The 24,848-nt window shown below is 60.8% G+C and carries 27 protein-coding genes and 1 pseudogene; 19 read left to right on the top strand and 9 right to left on the bottom strand.

The genetic code is table 11. The annotated features are described in order from the left end of the window. Positions 1 to 24 precede the first annotated feature (24 nt). The 5 genes from MLD63_RS16375 (at position 25) to MLD63_RS16355 (ending at position 5,274) form a co-directional block, all read left to right on the top strand. On the top strand, positions 25 to 1,254 hold the full coding sequence (locus MLD63_RS16375) for a hypothetical protein (protein WP_255330995.1): 1,230 nt from the start codon (positions 25 to 27) through the stop codon (positions 1,252 to 1,254). Further along, positions 1,251 to 3,530 carry a phospholipase D-like domain-containing protein gene (locus MLD63_RS16370; protein ID WP_255330994.1) on the top strand — a complete coding sequence of 760 codons (2,280 nt, stop codon included), beginning with the start codon at positions 1,251 to 1,253 and terminating at the stop codon, positions 3,528 to 3,530. The genes MLD63_RS16375 and MLD63_RS16370 overlap by 4 nt, the downstream gene beginning before the upstream one ends. Positions 3,531 to 3,795: 265 nt before the next feature. After that, on the top strand, positions 3,796 to 4,164 hold the full coding sequence (locus tag MLD63_RS16365) for a hypothetical protein (protein WP_255330993.1): 369 nt from the start codon (positions 3,796 to 3,798) through the stop codon (positions 4,162 to 4,164). After that, positions 4,161 to 4,355: a helix-turn-helix transcriptional regulator gene (locus MLD63_RS16360; protein WP_255330992.1), complete on the top strand. Its 195-nt coding sequence runs from the start codon at positions 4,161 to 4,163 to the stop codon at positions 4,353 to 4,355. The genes MLD63_RS16365 and MLD63_RS16360 overlap by 4 nt, the downstream gene beginning before the upstream one ends. Before the next feature lie 295 nt (positions 4,356 to 4,650). Continuing rightward, the gene (locus MLD63_RS16355) at positions 4,651 to 5,274 is read left to right on the top strand and encodes a hypothetical protein (RefSeq protein WP_255330991.1); all 624 of its coding nucleotides are present in this window, start codon (positions 4,651 to 4,653) and stop codon (positions 5,272 to 5,274) included. Positions 5,275 to 5,278: 4 nt separating this feature from the next. Here the strand turns inward: MLD63_RS16355 and MLD63_RS16350 are convergent, their stop codons facing one another. Further along, positions 5,279 to 6,343, bottom strand: coding sequence for a hypothetical protein (locus tag MLD63_RS16350; RefSeq protein ID WP_255330990.1), 1,065 nt, complete (start codon positions 6,341 to 6,343; stop codon positions 5,279 to 5,281). Here MLD63_RS16350 and MLD63_RS16345 point away from each other — a divergent pair. The 8 genes from MLD63_RS16345 to MLD63_RS16310 all read left to right on the top strand — a co-directional run bounded on the left by MLD63_RS16345 (position 6,327) and on the right by MLD63_RS16310 (position 12,189). Next, positions 6,327 to 7,034 carry a hypothetical protein gene (locus MLD63_RS16345; RefSeq protein ID WP_255330989.1) on the top strand — a complete coding sequence of 236 codons (708 nt, stop codon included), beginning with the start codon at positions 6,327 to 6,329 and terminating at the stop codon, positions 7,032 to 7,034. The genes MLD63_RS16350 and MLD63_RS16345 overlap by 17 nt on opposite strands. Further along, positions 7,031 to 7,900: a hypothetical protein gene (locus MLD63_RS16340; protein WP_255330988.1), complete on the top strand. Its 870-nt coding sequence runs from the start codon at positions 7,031 to 7,033 to the stop codon at positions 7,898 to 7,900. The genes MLD63_RS16345 and MLD63_RS16340 overlap by 4 nt, the downstream gene beginning before the upstream one ends. Positions 7,901 to 8,739: 839 nt before the next feature. Continuing rightward, positions 8,740 to 8,931 (top strand): hypothetical protein, encoded by a 192-nt coding sequence (locus MLD63_RS16335; protein ID WP_255330987.1) that lies wholly within the window; start codon positions 8,740 to 8,742, stop codon positions 8,929 to 8,931. A 70-nt stretch (positions 8,932 to 9,001) separates the two neighbouring features. Next, the gene (locus tag MLD63_RS16330) at positions 9,002 to 9,412 is read left to right on the top strand and encodes a hypothetical protein (protein ID WP_255330986.1); all 411 of its coding nucleotides are present in this window, start codon (positions 9,002 to 9,004) and stop codon (positions 9,410 to 9,412) included. Positions 9,413 to 9,607: 195 nt separating this feature from the next. After that, on the top strand, positions 9,608 to 10,006 hold the full coding sequence (locus MLD63_RS16325; protein ID WP_255330985.1) for a DNA breaking-rejoining protein: 399 nt from the start codon (positions 9,608 to 9,610) through the stop codon (positions 10,004 to 10,006). Positions 10,007 to 10,027: 21 nt separating this feature from the next. After that, entirely contained in the window at positions 10,028 to 10,321 is a 294-nt protein-coding gene (locus tag MLD63_RS16320) for a hypothetical protein (RefSeq protein ID WP_255330984.1), read from the top strand. Between the two features lie 51 nt (positions 10,322 to 10,372). Further along, a complete protein-coding gene (locus tag MLD63_RS16315; RefSeq protein WP_255330983.1) occupies positions 10,373 to 11,110 on the top strand; it encodes a CPBP family intramembrane glutamic endopeptidase in 738 nt (245 codons plus the stop codon). Between the two features lie 11 nt (positions 11,111 to 11,121). Continuing rightward, a complete protein-coding gene (locus tag MLD63_RS16310; RefSeq protein ID WP_255330982.1) occupies positions 11,122 to 12,189 on the top strand; it encodes a hypothetical protein in 1,068 nt (355 codons plus the stop codon). Here the strand turns inward: MLD63_RS16310 and MLD63_RS16305 are convergent. Beyond that, on the bottom strand, positions 12,186 to 12,854 hold the full coding sequence (locus tag MLD63_RS16305) for an MFS transporter permease (RefSeq protein ID WP_255330981.1): 669 nt from the start codon (positions 12,852 to 12,854) through the stop codon (positions 12,186 to 12,188). The genes MLD63_RS16310 and MLD63_RS16305 overlap by 4 nt on opposite strands. Before the next feature lie 496 nt (positions 12,855 to 13,350). Then, complete coding sequence (locus MLD63_RS16300) at positions 13,351 to 14,040, bottom strand: aspartate/glutamate racemase family protein (protein WP_255330980.1); 690 nt, start codon at positions 14,038 to 14,040, stop codon at positions 13,351 to 13,353. Between the two features lie 472 nt (positions 14,041 to 14,512). Here MLD63_RS16300 and catB point away from each other — a divergent pair, with 472 nt between their 5' ends. Next, positions 14,513 to 15,148, top strand: coding sequence for a type B chloramphenicol O-acetyltransferase (gene catB / locus MLD63_RS16295; RefSeq protein WP_255330979.1), 636 nt, complete (start codon positions 14,513 to 14,515; stop codon positions 15,146 to 15,148). Positions 15,149 to 15,426: 278 nt separating this feature from the next. On the opposite strand, the pseudogene MLD63_RS16290 reads toward catB, so the two are convergent. Next, positions 15,427 to 15,880 (bottom strand): annotated as a pseudogene (locus MLD63_RS16290) (Arm DNA-binding domain-containing protein); the annotation flags it as partial. Between the two features lie 656 nt (positions 15,881 to 16,536). Between MLD63_RS16290 and MLD63_RS16285 the strand changes: the two are divergent. From MLD63_RS16285 to MLD63_RS16270, 4 genes are all read left to right on the top strand, one after another. After that, entirely contained in the window at positions 16,537 to 18,033 is a 1,497-nt protein-coding gene (locus tag MLD63_RS16285; RefSeq protein WP_255330978.1) for a multicopper oxidase family protein, read from the top strand. A gap of 13 nt (positions 18,034 to 18,046) precedes the next feature. Further along, on the top strand, positions 18,047 to 18,661 hold the full coding sequence (locus MLD63_RS16280) for a DsbA family protein (protein ID WP_010400333.1): 615 nt from the start codon (positions 18,047 to 18,049) through the stop codon (positions 18,659 to 18,661). 93 nt (positions 18,662 to 18,754) lie between these two features. After that, on the top strand, positions 18,755 to 19,207 hold the full coding sequence (locus MLD63_RS16275) for a DUF305 domain-containing protein (RefSeq protein WP_010400332.1): 453 nt from the start codon (positions 18,755 to 18,757) through the stop codon (positions 19,205 to 19,207). Positions 19,208 to 19,288: 81 nt separating this feature from the next. Further along, positions 19,289 to 19,939, top strand: coding sequence for a L,D-transpeptidase (locus MLD63_RS16270; protein WP_119886903.1), 651 nt, complete (start codon positions 19,289 to 19,291; stop codon positions 19,937 to 19,939). A 27-nt stretch (positions 19,940 to 19,966) separates the two neighbouring features. Here the strand turns inward: MLD63_RS16270 and MLD63_RS16265 are convergent, their stop codons facing one another. From MLD63_RS16265 to MLD63_RS16245, 5 genes are all read right to left on the bottom strand, one after another. Continuing rightward, complete coding sequence (locus MLD63_RS16265; RefSeq protein WP_119886902.1) at positions 19,967 to 20,239, bottom strand: hypothetical protein; 273 nt, start codon at positions 20,237 to 20,239, stop codon at positions 19,967 to 19,969. 37 nt (positions 20,240 to 20,276) lie between these two features. Further along, complete coding sequence (locus MLD63_RS16260) at positions 20,277 to 20,732, bottom strand: c-type cytochrome (protein WP_119886901.1); 456 nt, start codon at positions 20,730 to 20,732, stop codon at positions 20,277 to 20,279. Positions 20,733 to 20,735: 3 nt separating this feature from the next. After that, the gene (locus MLD63_RS16255) at positions 20,736 to 21,215 is read right to left on the bottom strand and encodes a DUF411 domain-containing protein (protein WP_119886900.1); all 480 of its coding nucleotides are present in this window, start codon (positions 21,213 to 21,215) and stop codon (positions 20,736 to 20,738) included. A 93-nt stretch (positions 21,216 to 21,308) separates the two neighbouring features. Beyond that, positions 21,309 to 21,632, bottom strand: coding sequence for a hypothetical protein (locus MLD63_RS16250; RefSeq protein WP_255330977.1), 324 nt, complete (start codon positions 21,630 to 21,632; stop codon positions 21,309 to 21,311). Next, positions 21,632 to 21,913, bottom strand: coding sequence for a metal-sensitive transcriptional regulator (locus MLD63_RS16245; protein WP_101459771.1), 282 nt, complete (start codon positions 21,911 to 21,913; stop codon positions 21,632 to 21,634). The genes MLD63_RS16250 and MLD63_RS16245 overlap by 1 nt, the downstream gene beginning before the upstream one ends. A gap of 100 nt (positions 21,914 to 22,013) precedes the next feature. On the opposite strand from MLD63_RS16245, the gene MLD63_RS16240 reads away from it, so the two are divergent. Continuing rightward, positions 22,014 to 24,377 (top strand): heavy metal translocating P-type ATPase, encoded by a 2,364-nt coding sequence (locus tag MLD63_RS16240; RefSeq protein ID WP_255330976.1) that lies wholly within the window; start codon positions 22,014 to 22,016, stop codon positions 24,375 to 24,377. Positions 24,378 to 24,848: the final 471 nt, after the last annotated feature.

Genomic DNA, 24,848 nt, shown 5'->3' with positions numbered 1-24,848 from the left:
GAGAGGCTCTACGCTCTCGCAGCCATGCAAATCCCTGGTGAGACGGGCACCGAAGGCTCCGAAGCCGCGCTGACTCAACTCGCGCTTGGCGGCGAACTGATCGATTTCGCACCTGAAGGAAACCAGGGTGGTGGTGCCTTCCAGAACATCTATCGCGGACCTATGGTCCAGATGGGCCTTGTCGCAGAGGGCGAGCACGGGCTTCCAGTGCCAACAGTAGCCGGACATGCGCTTGCCGCCGCCTATGCCGCGTCCCTCGGCGAGGCAGCTGCGGAGGCGTTTGCCTCCGCGGCAACCCAAGGCTTCATTTCGCGTGTTGATCTGGTCTTGCTGAAAGAAATGGGTCCGAGCCGGCTCCCCTTGGACGGCGAAGAGGCAGGCCTGCTGCGGGCTTTTTTCCTCGGCATTGAGGACGTCATTACGCCACTCCTCGACAAGGGCATCAATGGTGCGGAGATCCTTCGGCAAGCTGCCGAGCGCCGTGCGACCCTGCTTTCTGTCCTAGAGGTGGCAGCAGCTGATCCTCAGCTTGCAGTTTCGTCTGATCTGCTGCGATGGCTCTGGCTCGAGACACCGGCAGGGGGACCACGGGCGAAGACTCAGAAGAAGTGGCAGGCCTTCCAAAGCGGCGACATGGTTCGTATCGCTTACGAGGCAATTCTCGGAAAGATACAGCGCTTTCTGGAAGATCACCCAGCTGGTCTTTCTCTCTCCGTGCTCGTCGACGAAGTCTCTCGTGATGTGCCGATGACCCCATTCGGAGCTTGGCTGGATGAGCTGTCTGATCTCGGTGCGGAAAGCCTGCAGCAGGCGCAGACGAGAGCACTTCGCAAGGACGCCTCGTTGACGGAGATCCTGGCGCCAGTGGCCTGGCTCCGAGCCTTCTGGGAAGGCCGGCAAGGTGACGCAGCTGCGGCATTCCCCGTGAGCGAAGGCACCCAAACCCTGTGGACCGAACTGGAGTGGATCCAGGGTGAACGGCATGCTCCAGCACGAGAGGCTTTTGGCCAGATGCTCCGGAACAAGATCATTCTAAGGCACCTTGAGGTCGCAGCGAGAAAGTTTCGTGCGCAACGGAATTATACCAATATCGTCGAAATCGAGGACGCGCGGCTCCGCTCTGTCAGCGGATTTGGCCCTGCTTTCAGTGGCCCCCGGCTCCCCACAGCCATCCGCTTCCTACAGGATGTCGATCTACTGAAAAACGGTCGGATCACCGCACGCGGGCGAGCGGTTCTGGAGGCAGCCACTTGAGATACGACCTTGCCTTCGCAGAAGCCGGCTTCCATTCAGCGCTGCTGACGACATTCAGCATTGATACTCAGATCTTCGAGAACATTGCGCTGCCACCAATGAGAGCCGCTGGTTGCCGCAACATTGGCGTTATGGTCGATCTAGATCGACTGAACCACCAACTGGCCGAGTTCAACTCGGCCGACCGGGCGGGACTTGTCTATCAGCTGTCGAAGATCAAGGTTCGCGGGGCCTTCCATCCAAAGATCATTCTCCAACTGGGCCGCGAGCGAGGCCGGCTCATCGTCGGGTCTGGCAACCTCACAGGAGCAGGGATGATCACCAATCTGGAGGCTGCAACCGTGTTGACTGTCGGGCCGGAGGACATGCGGGCAGCGCCTATCTTGGCTACAAGTCTTCGCTATTTCCAGTCGCACGTTGCTCAGGACGACGTAGCCCTGAGTAATGTCATCGCGCGAGCACGCGCTTGGACGCCTTGGCTGGATGATGTCGTGGAGGCCGACGAAGTGGACCTGGAGGGTGCGCGGCTTGCCTTCCTGACGGAGGCGGAGGTGCCCATCGGCGAAAGGTTCCGCCACTTCTTGGATGGCGACAGAATAGAAAGGATGGTCTTCGTTTCTCCGTTTTGGGACGCGGATCTGTCCGGGATGAACAGACTTCGGACAAGTCTTGGTAAACCATCTGCCGCACTCATCGTGGATCCCAAGGAACAAGACTTCGACGCCACGACAATCCTCACGCAAGAGCGGGTCACCCTGCATTCGGCGCAGGCTCTTTTGAAAGAGCGGAGCAAGGGCAATGTGCGGCGCCTCCATGCCAAGATTATCATCGCAATGGGTGAAAAAGCTGATTACGTTCTGTCAGGATCTGCCAACGCGTCTGTTCACGCTCTTTATGGAGCGCATCGTGCCTCCGGAAACGCCGAGGCATGTCTCCTGAGAATGGAGGAAAAGGGAACGGCCATTGAGCGACTGGGACTCTCCGCGTGTTTGTCTGAGACCATGCCGGTCTGCGACATGAAACGGCGAGCAGGCATGCGGGAAGTCGGACCCGAGGCACTAAGCGTAATCGACGGCGGCGCCATGCGCTTCGAGAATGAGCGACTGATCTGGACGCCACCGTCCGGGGTGGATCCAAGACTGTGCCAAGTAACGTTCAAGGGCGTCCACAACAATGGAGTGCCCTCAGCCAAACCGACGCTCTTCGGCAACTCCTGGGTCGTGCCCCTGCCTGATGAAGTCGCGGTGGAGAGGCTCGGTCACGCGGTGATTGCGTTTGAGGATGGCAGCTCAAGTGCGCCCATTCCGGTCGCCTTCGTGGACCGCCTTGCTTACGAGGGGCGGCCTGCGGCAAAGGGGCGCGTCAAGGCACTGCTCGACCAGATCGCTCTTCTGCCGGACATTGATGCCGAGATGTTCGATCTGGCCTCTAAGCTGTTCGTGGAGCTGACGCGAGAGGAGGCGCTGCGTGCTTCGGCTTCCCTTCGAAGATCGGTGCCACTTGAGGACGCCACAAGCACTCCCGTGCTGAGTGAGCTTGAGTTCGGACGGATCGCTGAAGCTCGTTTGGTGCCTGGCTCCTTGGGCAGCCAGCCACTTCTGGACCTGCAAAGGATCATGAATCGGCATCTTGGGCTTTCGCCGTGGCAGTTAGAGGGCGATATCGATGAGGCCGACGATGTGGGCGGGGGCGGCAGCGATGGAGGTAGCCAAAAAGGTTTCCGGCTGCAGAGACAAACGTCACCCAGCCCCATAGCCCGAAAGAACGCCGAGAAGCTTGTAGTCCGCGTGCGCGCGACCTGCGACGCACTACGACAAGGCAGTAACCCGCTGGTCTACCTGAACTGCATCCGCCTGCACCTACTGGTCAACGCGTTGCTCGTTCATGCGGCGCCGGCCGGCAAGGCTGCCACAGACCAGAGACCGCTCCACGCAAGCGATAAAAAGATAGGATGGATTCGGAGCTTGGGCATGCTCCTGCTTTCTCTCCAAGCTGGACTGGAGCGCCCTTCGAGCGTGCAGCAGGAGAAGGTCGACGGCGAGATGGCGCGCCTTGATATGCTTGGCACAGCGCTCTTCTCGGCGGGAATCAGCCTTGATGCCGCACGGCGGGAAGCAATGCCGGCGCCGGTCATTCGGCAATTTGAGGCACTGAACGCCGCCTTGGCAAAGATCGTCCATGAGCAGGTCGCGCATCAGCCGGATGGATTTCGACGCGTCGAGCGGCGCATGGCGGCCCTTCAGAGCAAGCATGGTCACCTCGCAGCCGCCAGGTGACGCGTAACCTGCCTTGGTGAGGCAGCCTACAAGATTATAGCCGAGAACGGCCCTTTCCGGTCATTCCCAGGGTAGGCCATCGGTGTAGACCAGCTTCCCCAAACCGGTCATCCGTATATCGCGCAGCGCAACATTGCCCGCCCGGAAAATGCCAGCAGTGCGGACGAAGGCGCCATTTTAGCTCATCAGACGATACGTAAAGTATCCTTGACATTTCGAATGCCGACAGGATACGTAAAGTGTGCTTTACATACGGGGCCTTTTCATGCGCAGCCTTCCTTTCTTTGTTTTCGGATTGGCCGCATACATTGCTGTTCTCATCGTGTCTCAACGAGTGCTTGCTGGAACCGCGCATGGCAACTGGACCGCAACCCTTCTTGCCCTGGCACCCATCGTTCCTGCGCTCTTCATCTGCTGGGTCGTGGTTCAGATCATCCGCAAATTGGATGAGATGCAGCGGAAGTTGCAGTTAGAGGCGCTGGCCGTCGCCTTTGCTGGAACTGCACTGATTACGTTCAGCTACGGCTTCCTCGAAGGGAATGGGCTTCCCAAGATATCGATGTTTGCAGTCTGGCCTCTCATGTCGGCTTTGTGGTTTGCCGGAGTGATGGTGGGGCTTTTACGTCACCGATGAACAATCGCATTCAGGAATTACGGCAGGAGCACGACTGGTCGCAAAAGGATCTTGCGAGACGTCTTGGTGTATCGCGGCAGACCGTTAATGCGTTGGAGCGCGGCCGCTACGATCCAAGTCTGCCCTTGGCTTTCAGCATTTCGAAGCTCTTTGCTCTAGCGATTGAGGACATTTTCCAGCCGGAATCCTGACCTCAAGACCTCAGCCGTGGGCTAGAAACGGCAAAGCGGCTCTGCGGTGTGTCGTGTGACGATACTGAAAAAGTAACGTGACGGTTCTGGCCCATAGCTGCCGGTCGATCACCAACGGATACCGTCGTATTCTAAAGTTGCCAGGATTATCGATCGGGTGGTAGGCGCTGACTAATTGCAAGGTTAGGGTGACGATGTAACGGTTCCTGAGATGGTCACTGCGCTTCCGGATGGAGTTGTAGCCATCTCGTAGCGAAGGCGTTGTTGTGTTGATAGTGAAAGCCGGAGGCTCCAAATGAAGTTACTTACCTTTTTCGCCGCTTGTGCTCTCTGCACCTCAGCGTACGCGCAGAGCATGTCGGTTGAGGACCTTCGCGCGATGGTCGACGAAGAGATGAATAAGGGCAACGAGTATGCTGAGGTCCTGAATGACCCCGATCCTGCGCGAGCCCAGGCGGCGATGAAGATCATGCTGAATTCCGGCGACCCAGAGCTTGTCAAGATTGCCTTGGAATATGGGCTCTTCAGCGCGGACAGAGCGGTGCAGGTCGAGGCTGTTCGAGCCTATTTCTCGACCATGCCGAAGACGCAGATGCGGTTTGTTCGGGAAGGTGAAGATACCCACGGTTATTATGAAGCCTATCTTTCAAGATACTTCAGGGTGCGAGAGAACGATAGCCAAGAGGCGGTCTTTTTCGCAAATTTTGTCTCATATAATGAAAAAGGTGCGTGTTTTGAGGCGGAACATTTCGATCAAAGCCGCGACGAAAAGGGCTGCTTCGTGAGATTTTTGCAGGATCGCATGCAGATATCAATTTCTGGAGTTTGGTGGGATGCAGTCATTGACGAGAATGGCTATTTATCATCTAAGGCCGAAATTGAAAATGTCCCTTTGACAATGTCGGTTGCTCTCCGCTGACTTGTCACCGGACGATGACCCTATCGATCGCGATCGACCCGGAATCCTGCCCCGATTGCACCGTGATGTAGACCCAGCGGGCAAGCGTCGGTGACAGACGGACATCCAGCAGGCCGTCAGCCCCCATTGTAGCGCTACGCGGCGGCAGACGCCGGGTGCCGTTGTCGGTCGGAGAAAGCTCTACAGTAATGTCGCCCGGCAGGGAAAACTCGCTGTCAGGAGAGGTCTGTATCAGGATTCGACTAACTGGACCGACAGAGGCCTCGTCCAGTCTCAGCGCGATCGTGTTGGGCTTCGACAAGTTGAAGACGTAAGAGCCGTCGCCACCGATGTTTTCCTCACCCTGATCGGGGTAAAGCGGTGGTAGCGTCGTCCACATGACCTTGAAATCCAAGTCATCCGGGCTTGCTTCAATCGTCCCGCTTTCTGTAGCGCCTGTGGGGACAGGTTCGACCCGACGGCCTAACCGCCGCCGAAGATTCATATGGATTTCCTCGGTCCTGATGAACCGCGCGGACGTTTCCGAAAGTGCCTCGACCGCCATCCCGAGCGCTTGATCGCCATCGAACACGAATGCGCCGCTTGTTCCCTTGAAGATATTTACGTCCGAAGAACGCGTTTCCGCGTCGAAGGTGAGATAATTGCCCTTCGTGACCACCATCGGCAAACGCTCGATCTCACCGCTTTCACGGATCCGTAGCAGTTCCAAGACCGCCCCCTCATTCGCTTCGCGACCTGGAAGGAGATCGTCCAGAGAGACGGTGCACCGCTCCTCAAGCGGTCCACGGATCGTCCCCACTGCCATGTCCAGACCGGACCAGAACGGAGCATCGACGACGGATCCGGAATTTTCGATCGGTGCGCTGCTGAAGACCCGCACGCGCCTCTGACCGTTCGCGACATGCTTGGGCATGACGACGTGGCAAGTGCCGAGATGACGAAACAGGAAGCCATGCCCACGCTGGTCATTCGACTGGACGGAAACTGTCTGTGCTGGCAAGGTCGAAGGGAAAACGAACATCGCGACAAGCGCCGCTGCGGAGAGTGAGCCGTTGAACTTCAGTGTCATGTATCCAATTGCCTGCCTGGTTTTGACCTCGACGATCCAGCCCGCCCTCTCCGATCAGCTTAGCCTTCGGACACAGCCTTTCAACGAAGAATTGCGGGCATCCGCGCAGATCTCCGGCGCTCGGTTCGTCGGGTTTGCTACGATCGCCGCTTCTCTAGAAACCGGCGCGCCGACGGTCACGGCGCATGTTCCCGCGTCCTGGGCCGCGGCGGATGTCTGTCTTCGCGTGATGAGTGCGGATGGTCGCTACCAATCTGAGAATGCCTACACGCTGGGTTCGGACTGGCAGGGAGGGTCGCTAGACTTGGATTATCCGACTCGTTTCGCCGGCGATCTGGCAGAGTTCGGGCAGAACCTGGCGGTGATGTTGACGGCAGGATTGTGCGAAGACCCCGTCGCTGAAGCGACACCGGTGCACTGGGGAGGTGACGCAACCGATATGCCGCTCTCCATCGCCCTCAACACCGCGCGTTCGGATGAAACCTATCTGTTCTTCCCCGCAAGATCTGACCTTCCTGACGTGCTGTGCACCCGTTCCGACGCAGATGTTCAAACGGCCTTCGACACGCTTTGCCCCATACCTGACAATTTGCTGGAGCCCCAGCTGATGGAGGCCGTCGTGGTCTCCTTCAAGAACGGCGAACTCGGTTCCGAGTCCGCTCTGAAGATCAACCTCGCCCCGCAGCAATGATCGAAAGGTGGATCGGGGGCGAGACCCTTTCACACATTTGGTCCGTTCTGAGAAGTCTGTCTTTATTTGCTGCCTTAGGGTTTTTGCTTGCAATCGTGCTCTTATCGGCTGGCATCGGAGCGACACGGACAATCCTGACCGAAGCTTCTGTAACGGGGATCACGATCGAATTCTCCGGCGCTGGCGAAGCGTGGGCGTTGCCAGCGGCGTCGATCTGCACACCCCTGGAACGAAAACGTCCGCGCACGGAGCGAGGCAACGGAGTATGCGATCGCCGTGGTTATTCGGAACAGTCCGGTCCGCTGATCATCGCATGGCGCGAGGGTAGTCGCGTTGTCGTTCAACGGACCGACCAAGAACAGCTCGCGCTGACCGTGGAAGGGGTCCCTGGTCTCGCAGACACTTCGAGGATCGTTGTCGATCGAAAAACCTGGCGCAGCTTGGGAGCGTTGACGTTCACCGGTTTCGCAGTTCTCGGGCAGCCTGTCGATGACGGCCAAACCGACCTGATCCTCAATGGCGAGTATGAGATACGCGAACGCAGCCCGTTTCTCGCTTCGACTGAAACGATTAGAACAGGTTCTTTAAGGCGTGGCGAGACAGCGAGCGTTGTAGATCTTCGTAGCAGAGTTTCCGCGCTGCAATTCGGCGTCCTGACGTTTAACGAAGAGGATCGAGCGATTCGCGTCTCCATGGTGTCGGAAACCGGCAGGATCGGGATGCAGCTTGAGTTTTATGGAAGTGTCGATCCGATAGTGATTGCGCCCAGTTGGGTCGATAGGGCCTTGGTAAGTCCTACGATCCTAGCTCTGGTGAGCGGCCTAGTTGTCGTGTCGAGCCTACTCGCAATTCCCCGCTTTCGGTGAGGGATCGCCGATATCGACCTTGTTATGCGGCTCACCGTTAGCCCTCATCCGCCCTTATTCTCGCTACCACGTCAGTCGCCGCCAGCGCAGGCGTGTAGGGGCACCTCGCTGAACCGGCGGCACGGTGCTTAGCTCCAGCGAATGATGGACGTGCGAGGTCGGGCGCGAGGCGCTGTCCGATTATGGTCGGCCGAGAACGAGGCCGGCGGACGCTAGTAGATCGTCGGAGGGAGGTCCATATAGACGCGACTATGCAGCAATTACTCGATCGCGGCGTAATCGCGTTAGTCAGTTGGTCACTGATGTGAGTGATGCCCGCCCTCTCTGCTCCGGTGACGGCTCTGGAAGGTCCAGACAGTCGATCGTCGATGGGTCAATCTGAACCAGATAGTTCGAACGCCATCGGACGCTGCTTGACGTATAGACACACATGCAAACCGCAATGACGGCCCATAGCGGACGGTCGGGCCGGCATTTCTGCTGCCGTGCAGATTCCCAAGAGCAGACGTTCATGCCCGGCGCAGCGAGATCGACAGGCCAAAGTCTGCTCTGACGGGAGACAAGCCGCCGTTCGCTGCGTCTGCATTCCCATCACCTACATGCTGACAAGCTCAATGTATCAAGCCGCCAGGTGGTGACGCCGGACGGATTAAATCCACAGCAGGCATTGTAGCTTTTCATCCATATGCAGCGAGGCCGGATCCAATATAGGTCGTAACGGCGAGGCTTTTTTCAGCCAACGCTTGGCGGAGACCGGTTATTCTGACGGCGATGGTCAGATTGATTGACTTGCACTCCGGGATCACGGGGCTGGCCTTGTCCACCGGCGGCACCTCCAGATGCTGATGATCACTGTGGACGAGCCAGTCATAAACAACATCGCCGCCGTGATGGTCGCGGCAATCGCGGTCTGCACCTGCGGGGCTTGGGCGGCGGCGGCATGGTCGCTGCCCCGCCTGCGCTTGCGGGCGACCAGAGGGCGCGCTGCTCTCTGCCGGCGCATCGGGCCGCAAGAAGGCTGGTGGCTGTGAATACAATTGACCGAATGATTGTCCTCTGGAATGCTCCAATCACGCAGTTGTCATATCCCGGAGTGAGCCCATGCCGATCGACTACCTGCCTGCATCTTCTGTCAAGCGCATGTCATGGCGCCTCGGTGCCGCCATCGTCTCTTGCGCGGTCCTTGCCGCCTGCCAGGCACCCGAGGCAGAGGCGGTCGAGGACCCCAATTACGTCAACGTCACTATCGCGGAAGGGAGCCTGACCGGCTCTTACAATCCTGCCAGCTTCGACGAGGAAATTGCCCGCCAAGCGCTGGCTGCCAGCTGCACGGGCGGCGAGGTTGCAACCTATCAGGAAGGCCCGGGCGAGGACGGGCTGGTGAACTTTGCCGCAACCTGCGTAGGCGGCACGAGCCAGCCGGACGGAACCTATTCCTTCCAGCGAAGGGCCACGCGTCCCGCGACGATCGAGGAAGCGGCCATGGCCGAAGAGGCCGTCACCGGCATGTGACGTCACGGCTAGGGCCGCATGGCCCATCCATGGGGCCCGTCGCATCACGGGCAAGCCCATTCGGGCTGTGTTCCTGACTGGGCGTGGCGGCGAAAGGACTGTTCGCTGCCACGCTTGCCGGAAGAAAAGGAAGTTGAAAAGTTCGGCCCATTCTAGCATTAGCGGCATGAAGGGCCTGCTGTCCGGAGGACTCCCATGAGACTGTTTTCCACACTTGCGCTTTTCCTTGCCGTTCTTGCTTTTCATCCTGCTTCTGCCGACGAGGTGCGCCGGGAAACGGTTCGCTTCGATCGCGGCACCTCGGGCACCACGATCAATAGCTCTGTCCGCGGTTACGACACCGTCCAATATGTTCTAGGCGTTCGGTCAGGGCAGAAGCTGGACGTTCAGCTGGATACCAACAATGCCAGCAACTATTTCAACATCACGGCCCCTGGTGCCAGCGAGGCGCTCTACAACAGCTCGATCGACGGGAACGGCGCCTCCGTCACCATTCCGTCCAGCGGCAACTATCTGATCGACGTCTACCTCATGCGCAACGCCGCACGCCGCGGTGAGACTGCGACATACTCACTGACGCTCTACGTCGAGTAACCGCAAAACCAGGAGATGACGATGAAATATCCAGTCCTACTGCTGGCGGCGCTGACGGTTGCCGCCTGCGACGATACCGGCGTCAGCGGGGTTGCCGGATCAGGCCGCGATGATTTCCCCGAAGATGTCGCCGCCTGCAAGCAGGCGATGGCGTTCAGGGAATCCACCACTCCAACCTTCATCGAGGTCGTCAGCGCGGCGCCGCTTCGGGATGGATCGGGCATTCAGATGTTCGTGACGCATAACGGTCAGAACATGACGATTTGCCGGACCGACAACGAACACAGGGTGACCGAACTTTTCGCGTATGGATGAGGCGCGGCAGGGCACGCATAGCCCGATTCTGCGATAGGCGGGGGATGACCAATGCCGGACGGCTCTGGCTTTCCGTTCAGCACTGATCGCCACGTCCATCTGAACGGACGCGATTGGGGTCTTCTGGTGGCATCACTTGCCTTGGGATTCGGGCTGCTGACCGCATTGCCGCAGATGGCCTTCCCGGCAAGTTTGATCCCGCCGCTGCTGTTTATGGGTATTCCGCTTCTGTCACTGCGATTGGTGGCAGGTCAGCACTGGGTCGCGCTGTTCGGCAGGGTTGGGCTGCGGCAGGTCGCGCTGATGGTGCTGTTCGGAGCCCTGACGTTGGTGGTTTCCCTTTCGGTCGGCCTTCTGTTGGCTCGGGTCGCACCGCTCAGCGCAAATCCCTTCGCAGACCGGATGCAGGACCTGTCGGCAGGGCAGCTGGCGATGCTGCTGATCCCGACCATCCCCCAGCTGATCGGAGAGGAACTGCTCGGCATTCTGCCGTTTCTTGCCACGCTGTGGCTCTGCATCGGCAGGTTCGGGCTTTCGCAGGGTTGGGGCGTGATCTGCGGGGTCATGGTTTCGGCATCGGTATTCGGGGCCGCCCACCTGCCCACCTATGACTGGAACTGGGCACAGGCGTTGATTGGCATCGGCTCGGCGCGGGTCGTCCTGACGCTCGCCTACGTCGTCACCCGGAGCCTGTGGGTGTCGGCCGGAGCCCACGTCCTGAACGACTGGACAGGGTTTCTGGCAGCGTTCGCCTTTGGCCATCTGCCCATCGGGGCCGATCCGATCTGACAGGAGATCCTTTGCTGTCCGTTCGCGCCATCCGCATCCAGACCCTGACATGGGCCACACTTGCCATCCTGTTCCTGATATCCGCCCCGCTCCTGTGGGCAGCATCGCCGCTGGTGCTGGGTATGGTTGCGGCCTTGGGAGCCGGGATGGGCTTGGCGACCAAGCGGGTGCTTCGCGCGTATCGTGGCAAGCGGCGGCGGTCGATGCTGACAGGTGCCGCCGTCGCCTGCAGCTTGGTCGCGGCACCCCTCTACTGGCTGCTGCTGCAGCCGGCACTGCATCCCTTGACCGTGCCCCGCGTCACGCTGAGCGACGGCACCCGGCAGGTCGTGTTCCAGGGGATGATCCACATCGGCTCTGACCAATTCTATCGCTCGGTCGTCTACGACATGCTGCGCGCGCGGGACGCGGGTTACGTGCTCTACTTCGAAGGGATCTTGCCCGGCACGCCCGAAGCGACCGCCTGGCTGAATGCGGCGGTTCACGCCGACGGCGATCTGAATGCACAATATGCCCGGCTGGCAAACGCCTGCGGACTGGAGTTTCAGGGCGATTTTCTGAACTTCGTGCAGCGGCAGGCAGCGATCGACCCTGCTCACGTGGTTTTGGCGGATGTCTCGGTGACCGAGGTGTATGAGGAATGGAAGCGCCTCGTCGCGGAGCGGCCCGAGTTGGATCAGCCCATTGCCCCAAGCCAGGCCGCTGGTCAGGATCTGACCTTGTCCAAGGGCCTGGACTTCGTGTCCCGCCTTGGAGGCCACCAGAGGGACTTTCTGGCAGCCGCCTGTCGCGGGGCGTTCACCCTGTTGCTTGGTCGCGGAGAGGACGCGGACGTCATGAACCTGGTCGTGCTCGACTTCCGTAATCGCAAGCTGGCGGACAGGATTGCTGCCGCGGCGGGGCAGGACATCTATATCGCCTACGGCAGCGGGCACCTCGCGGGCTTGCTGGAGGAGATGCGCAAGCGCGATCCCTCGTGGCAGATCCTGTCGACAACGTGGACAACCGCCATTCTGCCGCCGGATGACGCGACTGGCCGCCTGCCAGTCCAAGCCGGGCTTCTGATGTTCCAGCCCTAGAGATTGAGGGGCAGTGGCCCGGTCAGGAGCGACAACAGCATGGCAATCACGAAGCTGGCCGAGCCCAGCACCAGGGCCAGCGCCGTTTGCTGCAGTGCCCGTCCTCGCGAGACACCCCGATGAAGCATGAACCCCCGCATCAGGGCCTGGGCATACCAGACGAGCCCGATCAGGAAGATGATCCAAGCCGCGAAGTCGGTCCAGCCGGCGGGTGACTTGCCCAGCATCAAAGCCAGATCCAAGGCCAGAACGGCGGGAACGGTCACGTAGCACTGCGCATAGAACATCGGCCGCAAAGTCTCCCGCGACAGCCGCTGTCCTGCCAGACGCACATGCTGCAGTCCCAGAAGCATCGGAAACAGGCTGAACGAGACCGCCCGAAAGACCAGCAGGTTCCGAGTGTCGCCGAGCACCCCTGACAGAACAACGCTGTCGTGAAAGACCCCTGTTTGGACCATGTGCACCAGCAGAAGGGTGAGAAACAGAAAGATTGGCGGGCTGAGAGCGTCCAGAAACTGTGCCTCGGGCGCCTTGGTCAGCTCCCTTTCCGCGTAGCCGATCATGGCGGATGGATGCCTGAGGCAACGCCACAGCGTCAGCGGATAGAAGACCAGCCACGAAACGACTTCGTAGAGCAGTTGTTCGGCCGATCTCAGGAGGTTCATGAAATCCAAGCGGCCATTCCTCCGTCATCGCTGATTTATGCATGAGGCTAATAGTGGACGACCTGCCGATCAACGCTTGGCCTCCAGCTGTGGTCAGCCGCCGTCTAGCGATTGCAGGCAGGTGTCTCCCGCTGCACTTCGACGTTTCAGTCGCTGCGCCGCTCACCGGCGTCAGGTTTGAGGAGCTTGCTGTGCTGCCGGTCGCAGACGCAAGTACTGGGCAGTGCGCCAGGAAACTCTTCCGCGCCGGTATTCGCTGCGACCAACACGATCGGGGTCTATGGGATTCTTCGCGTCGGTCTGACGTCCTTGGCAACGTGACGCACGGCGGGCGGCCGCTGACCCGCGCACCCGGCCCATTGCTGCCTTTCGCCTCTTGGCCGAACATTCCGGTGCGGCTTCCCCGGAGCGGGCATTGGCAACCACATGCAGCAACGCGAGCGTCGGAATGGAGGTTACGCGGGACATTGCTGCCGTTAAGTCCGTGAGCGCCAGTTCACTCCGCGATCGCCATGCTGATCGCCGCGTTAGCATGAAGTGCGGTTGTGTCAAAAAGGGGAACGGCGCTATCTTCAGGCTGGACCAACAGCATGATCTCGGTGCAGCCGAGGATGATCGCCTCGGCCCCGTCTTCGACCAGGCGCGCGATAACTGCTCGATATGCCTCTCTAGAAGCTGTCAGCACAAGACCAGCTACCAACTCCTCGTAGATGATCCGATGAACAGTTTCACGATCTGCTGCGCCAGGAGTGATGACCTCTAACCCATGCCGCTGCGCTAAGCGTCCCTTGTAGAAGTCCTGCTCCATAGTGAAGACCGTGCCAAGTAGGCCGACTTTATTGAAGCCGGCTGCTTTCACATCATCTGCGGTCGCGTCCGCGATGTGAAGTAAAGGCACCCCCACTGCGGACTGTACGGCATCAGCCATCCTGTGCATGGTGTTTGTGCAGATCAGCAGAACCTCTGCCCCGCCGGTCTCCAGGCGCTTGGCGGCATCGACCATCAGACGTTCCAAACCTGCCCAATCGCCGCGATGCTGCAGATCTTCAATCTCTGCAAAGTTGAACGACCACAGAATGCACCGTGCAGATGCCGTAGGACCACACCGAGCTCTGATCCCTTGATTAAGAATGCGGTAATACTCTGCGGAGCTTTCCCAACTCATTCCGCCGATAAGACCAATCATTCGCATCGCACTGCTCCCGCATGCTCACGCTTTCCTCTAGCTGGTATCTGGTTGACAGAAAATGGCCTAGGGAACTTGATATAATTGGCGGCTTTGGGCTCCTCGCGTTGATCTCCCCGGCTTAGTGCCAAGAACGGCGCGGGGTCGCCCCGCGCACTCGGCCCAATGCTGCCGTCGACGCCGTTAGATGCTGTAATGCAGGTTCCCGGAACCGGACGTTGGTGCAGGCCGCAGTGAGATCGATCAGGCCGTGACCGCGTTGCGGGAGATAACTGCCTATGACCTGGCTTACGCCTTCGATCTGTAGCATTATCTTCAGGTAGATCTCGGAAGGCTTAATACCCGATGAAGGCTGCGGACCGAACCATCTGAATAACTTCCTGCGCAAAAGCTCAGGAAGAGGGCGTGCCGCCATTGGCGCTAGCGGTGTTCTTGCATGTGCGCATGCAAGCCATTCATTCAGAGGTTTGAAATGCAGAACTACTTCGAAAGCCCTTTTCGAGGCATCACCTTGGACAAACAAGTCACAAATCCCAACATCCTAGTCGGGCGGTTCAGCTACTACTCCGGCTACTACCATGGCCATAGCTTCGACGAATGCGCTCGCTATCTGTTGCCGGATGAGGGCGTCGATCGCCTGTTGATCGATAGCTTCTGCTCGATCGGTTCCGGCGCCACCTTCATCATGGCAGGAAATCAAGGCCATAGACACGACTGGATCAGCACGTTCCCATTCTACTGGATGCCTGATGTGCCCACGTTCAGTGGTGCTGAGAACGGCTTTCAGCCAGCTGGCGATACGGTCATCGGGAATGACGTATGGATCGGTTCCGAAGCCGTTGTCATGCCTGGCATCACGATCGGCGATGGCGCCGTGATCGGAACGCGCGCCGTGGTGACAAGGGATGTCGCGCCCTATTCCATCGTTGGCGGGCATCCCGCCAAGGAGATCCGCAAGCGGTTTGCTGAAGATCTGGTCGATCTTCTGCTCGAGCTGCGGTGGTGGGAGTGGTCCGAAGATCAGCTGAATGTCGCAATGCCGCTTTTGACCAGCGGCGACATTGAAGCGCTGCACGCGCATTGGAGCACCCACATCTGCAGGCGTTGAACCACCTGAGAACACGTGCGCGTTGTTCATCTGAAGGCACGCGCGATCGGCGGAATTGGGCTCCTCACGTCGATCTGCCGCTCTTTGCATCTGGGGCGGTGCCAGTCAGCCTCGGACCCGTGCACTCGGCCCAGAGCGGACTTTTGCGCTCAGTTCGGCGCTACATTGCAGCAATCACCAGACCTGCCATTGCATGCTTGGCGCGGCATTTTACGTTGGCCCGTTGACGGCAAGCGGCAACCACTTACTTCCGACCACGATTGTTGGTCCCCCAGTGGCAGGAACCGCTCGCGTGGGTTCTCGATCCGGCGGCGTAATCCCGATGCCGAATTGTCCTCACTCCAGCCCAGCTTTGCGCATAGGTGAACATCTTTCGGAGCACCTCGCCGACCCGGTTGGCGCACACCGGCGTTGGTTTCGATCCCTGCAGCTTGCGGGCGCGTCCCTCCCGTCTTCGTTCACGCCCAGCGGGTCGCCACCGGCATCGATGTTGCGGCGCAGCTCCTTTGCCCGTTCCCGCGCCGCTGCCGTCGACCATTCCGGCCAGCGCCCCAGCGTCATCCGCCGCTGCCGTCCGGCATGGCAGTAATCCAGCGTGAAGGCCCGGTTGCCCGAGCGGTAGATGCAGATGGCAAATCCCCGCACCTCGCTGTCGAAAATCTGATAGTCCCGGCCCGGTTCCGGCACCGCCTCCCGCACCGATTTCTCGTTCAATCTCAGTCTTTTGACCACGCCCAGCGCCTCCTTCTTGCATCCCACACAAGGCTCAGCCTCGCGCTCATCGCGAGTCATGCATCGCCGGTCAGACCGGCGGGGAGGCGGAAGGTGGCAGAACCTAGGGGGAGGGCTGCCGGTCAATGGCTCAGAAGGGAAAAACCTACACCCTCTGTTGATTACTCCGTGAATTGCAACGAGAGCCTGTCCTGCTTATTGTCAAGCTAGTTTCATAGGTTCCAACTCAACCACATGGTGTGCCGCGCGATATGTTCTCTGCTTGTTGTCCTGCTCGTGTTGGCGGGCGCGACGCAGCATGGGCAAAGTGCTGGCCCAGCCGGACTGCCGACCGATCAAGTTGTCGCTTCGATCAGCCATCCCGGCGACACAGCCGGGCATGAGCACGGTTATTCGGGAGAGCCTTCTCGGCACGATATGACCGATGCCTGTGCGATTGTATGTGTCGGCACACCTACGCCCTGGCTTGCTGCCGCGCAACTTGCGCCTGTTGAGACCGAGCATTCGCTGAAATGGCACTCTATAGCGGTGACACGTGAGGGCCGTCTGGTCGGCCCCGGATACCGCCCTCCGAAATCCATCTGAACACCTGATTTGCCGCACCTGTTCAAGGTGCCGAACATTGTTCGCCCCACGGGGTTTGATGGATTACTCATATGACATGCACGCTGAATCGCCGCGGCTTTCTGACCGCATCCGCTGCCATGGCCGCAGCTTTTGCCGTCCCGCGCACGGGCTTTGCGCAGCCAGCCGCGCTGGCATTGCAGGCAACGACGCGCACGCTTGACATCGATGGCCGCGCCGCCACGGTTTTCGGGCTGATCAACGGCAACGGAACGCCCGGGCTGACACTGGACCCCGGCCAGCGTTTCTTGCTGGATCTGACCAATGATCTGGCCGAGCCGACGATCATTCATTGGCATGGACAGATCCCGCCGAACCCACAGGACGGCGTTCCCGATATGCCGATGCCGCTGCTGCAGCCAAGAGAGACGCGTGCCTATGATTTTGAGGCCGCAGCAGGCACGCACTGGATGCACAGCCATGTGCCCATTCAGGAGATGCAGTTGCTGGCCGCACCCCTGATCGTCCGCCGCCCCGAGGATCTGCGAGCTGATCGGCAAGAGGTCACCATGTTCCTGCATGACTTTTCCTTCCGCCCGCCGGAAGAGGTGCTGGACGAAATCCGCTCGGGAAAGGGGCATGACGAGGCCGCCGAAGCCGAAATGTCGCAACCAGCCGATCCCCATGCCGGTCATGACATGGGGGGCGGCATGGCCATGAATGTGATGTCGGAAATGAGCGGCATGTCCATGCCCGGCATGACCGGGATGCAGATGGATCTGAACGACTTCGATTTCGATGCCTATCTGGTGAATGACCGCACCTTGAGCGACCCGGAAGTTGTGCGGGTAGAAAAGGGTGGCCGGGTCCTGCTGCGGGTCATCAACGGGGCTGCGGCCACGGTATTCTGGCTCGACAGCGGCGAGGTTCCGGGTCGGCTTGTTGCGGTGGATGGCCAGCCGGTGCAGCCCTTGCCAGGAACGCGCTTTGGTCTGGCCATGGGGCAGCGCCTGGATATCGAGCTTGACCTGCCCACCGGAGGCGGCGCATGGCCGATCCTTGCTCTGCGCGAAGGCGCGCAGGAGCGCACCGGCCTTATCCTTGCGACCGCTGGCGCCAAGGTGCCGGTCATGCTTGGAATGGCAGACGAGGCCGCACCTGCATTCGATATCGACCTTGCACAGGAAGCCGCCTTGCGGGCCGTTGCTCCGCTGACGGAACGAGTTGCCGATGCATCACCCATGGTGATGCTGGGCGGGCAGATGCAGCCCTATCGCTGGACCATCAACGACCGCGTGTTCGAGGATCGGATTCCGGTTACGGCCAAAACAGGCCAGCGGGTCGAGATCATGTTCCACAACATGTCGATGATGGGCCATCCCATGCATCTGCATGGCCATCATTTCCAAGTTGTCGCGATCAATGGCAGACGGTTTTCCGGTGCATTGCGCGACACGGTCTATGTGCCGCCCATGTCGATGGTCACGGTGGCGCTGGATGCGGGCGAGGCGGCGGAATGGATGCTGCATTGTCACCACATGCCGCATCTTGCCAGCGGCATGATGACGACGTTCGCGGTCTCGGCGTGACGGGAGTGACATGATGTTTCAGCGACGCATGATCCTGACCCTGGCCCTTACCGCCCCGGCGATGGCCATCGCACCGCGCCTATCTTGGGCTGGTCATTCGCTTCCACCCGAATTCCGCAGGCAGCTTGAACATGACGCGAATGCGCCGATCTTCGGCAATCCTGACGGCGATGCGACTCTGATCGAGTTCTTCGACTATAACTGCCAGTTCTGCCGTGCGATGATGCCAGTGGTGGATGCCGTGTTAGGAGCCGATCCCGGCTTGCGGATGGTGATGCGGGAATGGCCGGTCTTTGGCGAGGGTTCGGTTTTCGCGGCCCGCGCGGCGCTGGCGTCGCGCAAGCAGGGCCGCTACGCCGACTTTCATCGCGCCTTGATGAGTCAGAAACCCCGGGCCGAAAGGGCCAGCGTCCTGCGTGTTGCGCGATCCATGGGTTTAGACACTCAGCAGTTGCAGCGCGATATGGGCGGCCCGGAGATTGCCCAACATATCCAGCAGTCCAATGCGCTGGCCGAGGCGATGGGGCTTGTCGGCACACCCACCTTCATCGCCGGATCGGATTCGCGCTTTGGCGCCATTTCATCAACGGAACTGGCCGAACTGGTTGCGGCCTCGCGTGGCAATTGAAGCATTTCACGAAAGGACAACGCTATGGATAATTCTGATCGACACAATAGCCACGGAAGCCAGAGCGGCGGAAGCTATGGCCGTTTTGCGGCGATGATCGCTACCTCGACGGTGATCATGTTCGGGCTGATGTATCTGAACACCTGGGCGATGGATCATGTCTTTTTCAGCCAGACCCGGATGTGGATGGCGCTTTACATGGGCGGCGCCATGGCGCTGATCATGCTGGCCTTCATGCTTGGGATGTATCGCAACCAGCGCGCCAATATGACCGTCGCAGGCCTTTCAATTCTGGCCTTTGCCCTCGGCCTGTTTCTGGTTCGCAGTCAGGCAACGGTCGATGATACCGCCTGGATGAAGGCGATGATTCCGCATCACTCGATTGCGATCCTGACATCCACCCGCGCGGATATCTCGGATCCTCGCGTGCGGGCGCTGGCGGACAGCATCATCGAGGCCCAGACGCTGGAAATCGCGGAGATGAAGGCGCTGATCGCCGATCTGGAAGGCGGGCCAGCGGCGACGCCCGAGGTCGATGGGCGCTGATGCGATACGGTTCGGCAATCGCGGATCCCGCTGCGCTTGCCGCATTCATCTGAAGGTACAACCATTACGAGGAGCAATCACATGCTGACACGCAGACATTTCATCCGAACGACGACGGCGCTGTTCGCGGCCTCCGCCGCCAGCCCGCTTATGGCCTCGACCTGGCCCGACGCGGCGCAGAAGGCCGCCTGGGATGCCGAGGTGGAAGCCGGCGGCCCCAATCCTTGGGGCCTGCACCAGCGTTTCCTGCCGCAGCGGATTGTCGCGAATGACGGTCTGGTGCCGGGCGATATCCACGTCGATGCCGTGGCCCGATACCTGTACCACATCGAAGAGGGCGGCACCGCAATGCGTTACGGCGTGGCCATCGGTCGGGGCGATCTTTACGAGCCGGGGACCTATACAATCAAGCGCAAGGCCGAATGGCCGCACTGGACCCCGACCCGGAACATGATCGAGCGCGAACCCGAGGTCTATGCGCAGTATGAAAATGGCATGGAGCCCGGCCCCCGGAACGCGCTGGGTTCGCGAGCGCTCTATCTCTATCTCGGCGAGCGCGACACCTATCTGCGCATTCACGGCACGCCATTTCCGACCTCGATCGGCAGCCGCGCCAGTTCCGGCTGCGTCCGCATGGTCATGGCCCATATCAACGGGCTGTATCCACGGGTCCAGATCGGCGCGACGGCCTATCTCTATTCGCCGGAGGGCAGCGTGACGGCCGTCAGCTGAACGGCCGCCCTCCGGCGATGCCGGGTGTCAGGACGTGCGCGCGTTGCAGATATGGTTGCCATTTGCGGCGCGCAGCGGCACCAGCGTCGTCTCGACCGGCCCGGCGTGGTAATACCAATAGCAGTCATCCGCCGGATCGACGCGAGCCGTGGTCAGATCTTGATTGGGACCGGCGATGGCGACGACCTCGTTCGGGATCGGATAGGGCCAGGCCTCCTCGACGGCGATATCAGGCGTCTGTGCCGCGCATCCTGCTAGGATGAGAAGCGTCAGCGCGATTGCGGCGGTTCTTTTCTTCATGTGAAGCTCCTTGGGTGGGGTGGTGACGCGCGGGGTGTTAGGACGCGCTGTCCTTGGTCATACGGCTCTGGATTGCGCGCTCGCGTTCCGGCCAGGTGGATTTGATATAGGCCAGAACGGCGGCGATCTCGGCGTCGCTCATGACATCAGAAAAGCCGGGCATGTCGCTTTCATAACCATCCCCGACCACGGCGGCGGTGCCGTCACGGACGATCTGTTCCAGAAGCGCGTCGGCGTGATGCCATGTGTGGCCGGTCTCGTTATGCGGGGGCGCCGGATAGCGGCCATTTGCGAGTGGGGTCTGCCAGTCCGGCTGCCCTTCCAGATCGGCGCCATGGCAACTGGCACAGTTGTCGGCGTAGAGCCGCTGGCCAAGCGCGATGACGGCCTGATCCTGTGCGGCTGTCTCAGTCGCCGCGCTGCCGCGCCAGAGGATCAGGATCGCAGCGGCCAGACCGACCGCCGCGATGAGGATGAGTGCGTTGCGCGTCATCTGTTATCCGTCCAGCGGAAAGGCGCGCCCGTCACCGGCAATGCCGCCCCAGGCGATGACCTCGGCGGTGGCCTCGACCCCGCCGCCCATGCCCGGAGAGCCGGCGGGCATCCCCGGCACGGCGATCCCGGAGATGTCGGGACGCTGATCCAGAAGCTGCGTTATGGCCGCGAAGGGCACATGGCCCTCGACGATATAGCCGCCGATCCGGGTCGTGTGGCAGGACCACAGGTTTTCGGGCACAGCGGCGTCGCGCTTCATGCCGACATAGTCGCTGGCCTCAGTGATTTCGACCTCAAACCCCGCCTCGATGGCAAGGTCGGCCCAGGCGCCGCAGCAGCCGCAGCCGGGGTCCTTGGTGACACTCAGCAGGTTCGGCTTTGCATCCGAGCCGGTGGCGGCGAAGGCAAGGGTAGAGGTTGTCGACAGTATCGCCGCGACCGCAAGGATCGCCCCGCGACGCGAGAAATTGGGGTTGCTCATATCTGATGTCCTTCGGGATGTTGCGCGCCGTAGGGTCATTCATCCCTGTCATGGCGCAGTTGATCGACTTGTGGCCACTCGGGCCATGTGGCGTCAGAGAGCAGCGGATCGCGGAGGGGGCAGCGGCAAACGCGGCCTGGCGGATTTCATATCCTGCAGCGGGGGAATGTGCCGGATTCGGCGTGGCAACCGGGCCGCGTTCGCCGTGACTTCGGCATGGCCGATGACGGCACAGGCCGCACAGTCGCCATGTGGAGAATCCGGCTGCGTGGTGCAGCATTCATGCGCGACTGGCGACGCGGATGTTTCGGCCATCGAGGCCATCGGCGATGCCTCCGCCGAGGCGGCGCCGGTCAGGGCCAGCGGCATCGTCACCGCCAGCAGGGCGGCAAGCACGACCGACAGCAGCAGGCGCATCAGTCGCGCACCTTTTCCATCAGCTCGACGACCTCGCGGAACATCACCCGCTGCCGGTCCTGATCGCCGGATTGGATCGCGTCTTCCATGCAACTTCGCGCGTGATCCTCGATCAGCAGGCGTTCGACGCCGCGCAGGGCAGACCGGATGGCGGCGGTCTGGTTCAGGATATCGACGCAATAGCGCCCATCCTCGACCATACGCGAGACGCCCTGCACCTGACCGTTCAGGCGGGAAAGCCGCTTCAGGATCGCGTCTCGGTTCTGCTTGTCATGCGCCAAGGAGGGCTCCGAACTTCAACATCTGCGGCTTGTGCTATACCCTCAAGGGGTATAGAGCAAGTCTGATATACCCCCTATAGGTATCTGCCGGGAGAGAGTCATGGACCACAAGCACGATCATTCGCATGGGCATCACGATCACGGGACACACGGTGGCGCACCGGCACAGGCTGATCCCGGCAAGGCCATCGACCCGATTTGCGGGATGCAGGTGACGATCAAGCCCGAGGCCCGGCACCGCGACTATGAGGGACAGACCTTCTATTTCTGCTCGGACGGTTGCCAGTCGAAGTTCGACGGCGATCCGTGGTTCTACGCCTCGGGCGCGGCGGCCAAGGTCGAAAAATCCGCCCCGGCAGGCACGCAATGGACTTGTCCGATGCATCCCGAGATCGTGCGCGATGAACCAGGCGCCTGCCCGATCTGCGGCATGGCCTTGGAGCCGATGATTCCCTCGGACGAACCCAGCCACGAACTGACCGACTTCACCCGCAGGCTCTGGGTCAGCGTGGCCGCCGCTGTGCCGCTGCTGATCCTGACCATGGGCGAGATGGTAGGCATTCCGGTCCGCGACTGGATCGGACACCGCACCGCCGTCTGGCTGGAGTTTCTGCTGGCCACGCCCATTGTGCTCTGGGCGGCGCGGCCTTTCTTTCAGCGAGGGCTGGATTCCTTCAAAAACCGCTCACCGAACATGTGGACGCTGATCTCTCTGGGTGTCGGCGCGGCCTATCTCTATTCGCTGTTCGCGACTTTCCTGCCGGGTATCTTTCCTGAAGAATACCGGATGGGCGGCATGGTCGGCACCTACTACGAGGCTGCCGTCGTCATCGTCGCCCTGGTCTTTGTCGGGCAGGTGCTGGAACTCAGGGCGCGGGAACGCACCGGTGATGCGATCCGGGCACTGATGGATCTGGCACCTAAGACGGCGCGGCGCATCCTGCCCGATGGCACGGAATATGACGCGCCGCTGGAAAACATCACGGCCGGGGACCTCTTGCGCGTGCGGCCCGGCGATAGCGTGCCGGTCGATGGCGAGGTGGTCGAGGGGCGGTCCTCCGTCGACGAAAGCATGATCACCGGCGAGCCGGTGCCGGTCGAGAAGGTGCAGGGCGACCGCGTGACCGGCGGCACGATCAACAAGAACGGCACGCTGGCGATCCGCGCCACCGATGTCGGCGCCGATACGGTGCTGTCGCAGATCGTGCAGATGGTGGCCGGGGCGCGGCGGTCCAAGGCGCCGATTCAAGGGCTGGCCGACCGGGTGTCAGCCATCTTCGTGCCGACGGTGGTGGTGATCGCGGTGCTGGCCTTCATCGTCTGGCTGATCTTCGGCCCCAGCCCTTCATATGTCTTCGCCATCGCCTCGGCGGTCTCGGTGCTGATCATCGCCTGTCCCTGTGCGCTTGGGCTGGCGACGCCGATTTCCATCACCACGGCGGCGGGGCGGGGCGCGCAGGCGGGCGTGCTGGTGAAGAATGCCGAGGCGCTGGAGCTGATGGCCGAGGTCGATACGCTGATCGTTGACAAGACCGGCACGCTGACCGAAGGCAAGCCTGCACTGACCGATGTGACCAGCTTCGGTGACGTGCCCGAGGGCGAGTTGCTCGGTGCTGCGGCGGCGCTGGAACGGGCCTCGGAACACCCGCTGGCCGAAGCCATTGTCGAAGGCGCAAAAACGCGCGGGTTGAGCCTTGGTAGTGGCGAGGAGTTCGAAGCTATCACCGGCAAGGGCGTGATCGGCAAGGTCGATGGCCGCGACGTGGCGCTTGGCAATAACGCGCTGATGACCTCGCTTGGGATCGACTGCGACACCGGCGAGGACACTGCCGACCGCCTGCGCGGCGAGGGCAAGACCGCCATGTTCGTGGCGCTGGATGGCAGGCTGGCCGGTCTGGTCGCCGTGGCCGACCCGATCAAGCCAACTGCCGAGGCGGCGATCCGCGAGTTGCACGATCTGGGCATCAAGGTGATCATGGCAACCGGCGACAACGAACGCACGGCGCAGGCGGTGGCGAGCAAGCTGGGCATCGACGAGGTCCGCGCCGGGATGCTGCCTGAGGGCAAGAAGGATCTGATCGACGGGCTGCGCGGCAAGGGGAACAAGGTCGCCATGGCGGGCGACGGGGTAAACGACGCGCCCGCGCTGGCTGCGGCGGATGTGGGCATCGCCATGGGCACTGGCGCCGATGTGGCGGTCGAAAGCGCCGGGCTGACCCTGCTGGGCGGCGACCTGACCGGCATCGTCCGCGCCCGCAAGCTGGCCGTGGCCACCATGCGCAATATCCGCCAGAACCTGTTCTTCGCCTTCGCCTATAACACGGCTGGCATCCCGGTTGCCGCCGGTCTGCTGTATCCGTTCTTCGGAATATTGCTGTCACCGATGATTGCCGCCGCCGCCATGTCGCTGTCCTCGGTCTCGGTCATCGCCAATGCGCTGAGGCTGAAACGGGTGAAGCTATAGGGTTGAGGAGGTGGCGTGTGGGTTTGAAATTTCGGTTTCAGCCCGATCAGGGTAGTCCAAAACAGATGACGCGGCTTTCCATCAGGGCGACGACATAAACGACAACCGTTGGAGATGTGAGTTTTCTTCTCAGCGGGCCCTCTCTTGCTGGCAACGCATGGGCCGCACTTTTGTTGTCAGACTTACGATGCTGGAAAAATCATCTACCTCAACGCCACCTCAACCCTTGGCTGCAGTTCTCGTGCAGGTTGTTCCGTCAGATGTCGCTCAATGCAGTTGAGCGTCGGCATGGAAATCGCAATAAATCAATCGATTGTCCCGTAACATACTGAAATTACGGGGTGCCCGAATTTCGCCTCTGATCTGCTCATAACCTGAAGGTCGTAGGTGCAAATCCCGCCCGACCATTAGCTCGTGCCGGTCTCTCGTGATCTTGCCCCTGAATGTCGGCTTATACAGATTGTTGCCAAT

It is taken from the genome of Paracoccus albicereus (genome assembly GCF_024359525.1).
Classification (GTDB): domain Bacteria; phylum Pseudomonadota; class Alphaproteobacteria; order Rhodobacterales; family Rhodobacteraceae; genus Paracoccus; species Paracoccus albicereus.
The sequence above is the reverse complement of the archived record's forward strand: the minus strand, read 5'-3'. Positions and strand labels throughout refer to the sequence as shown.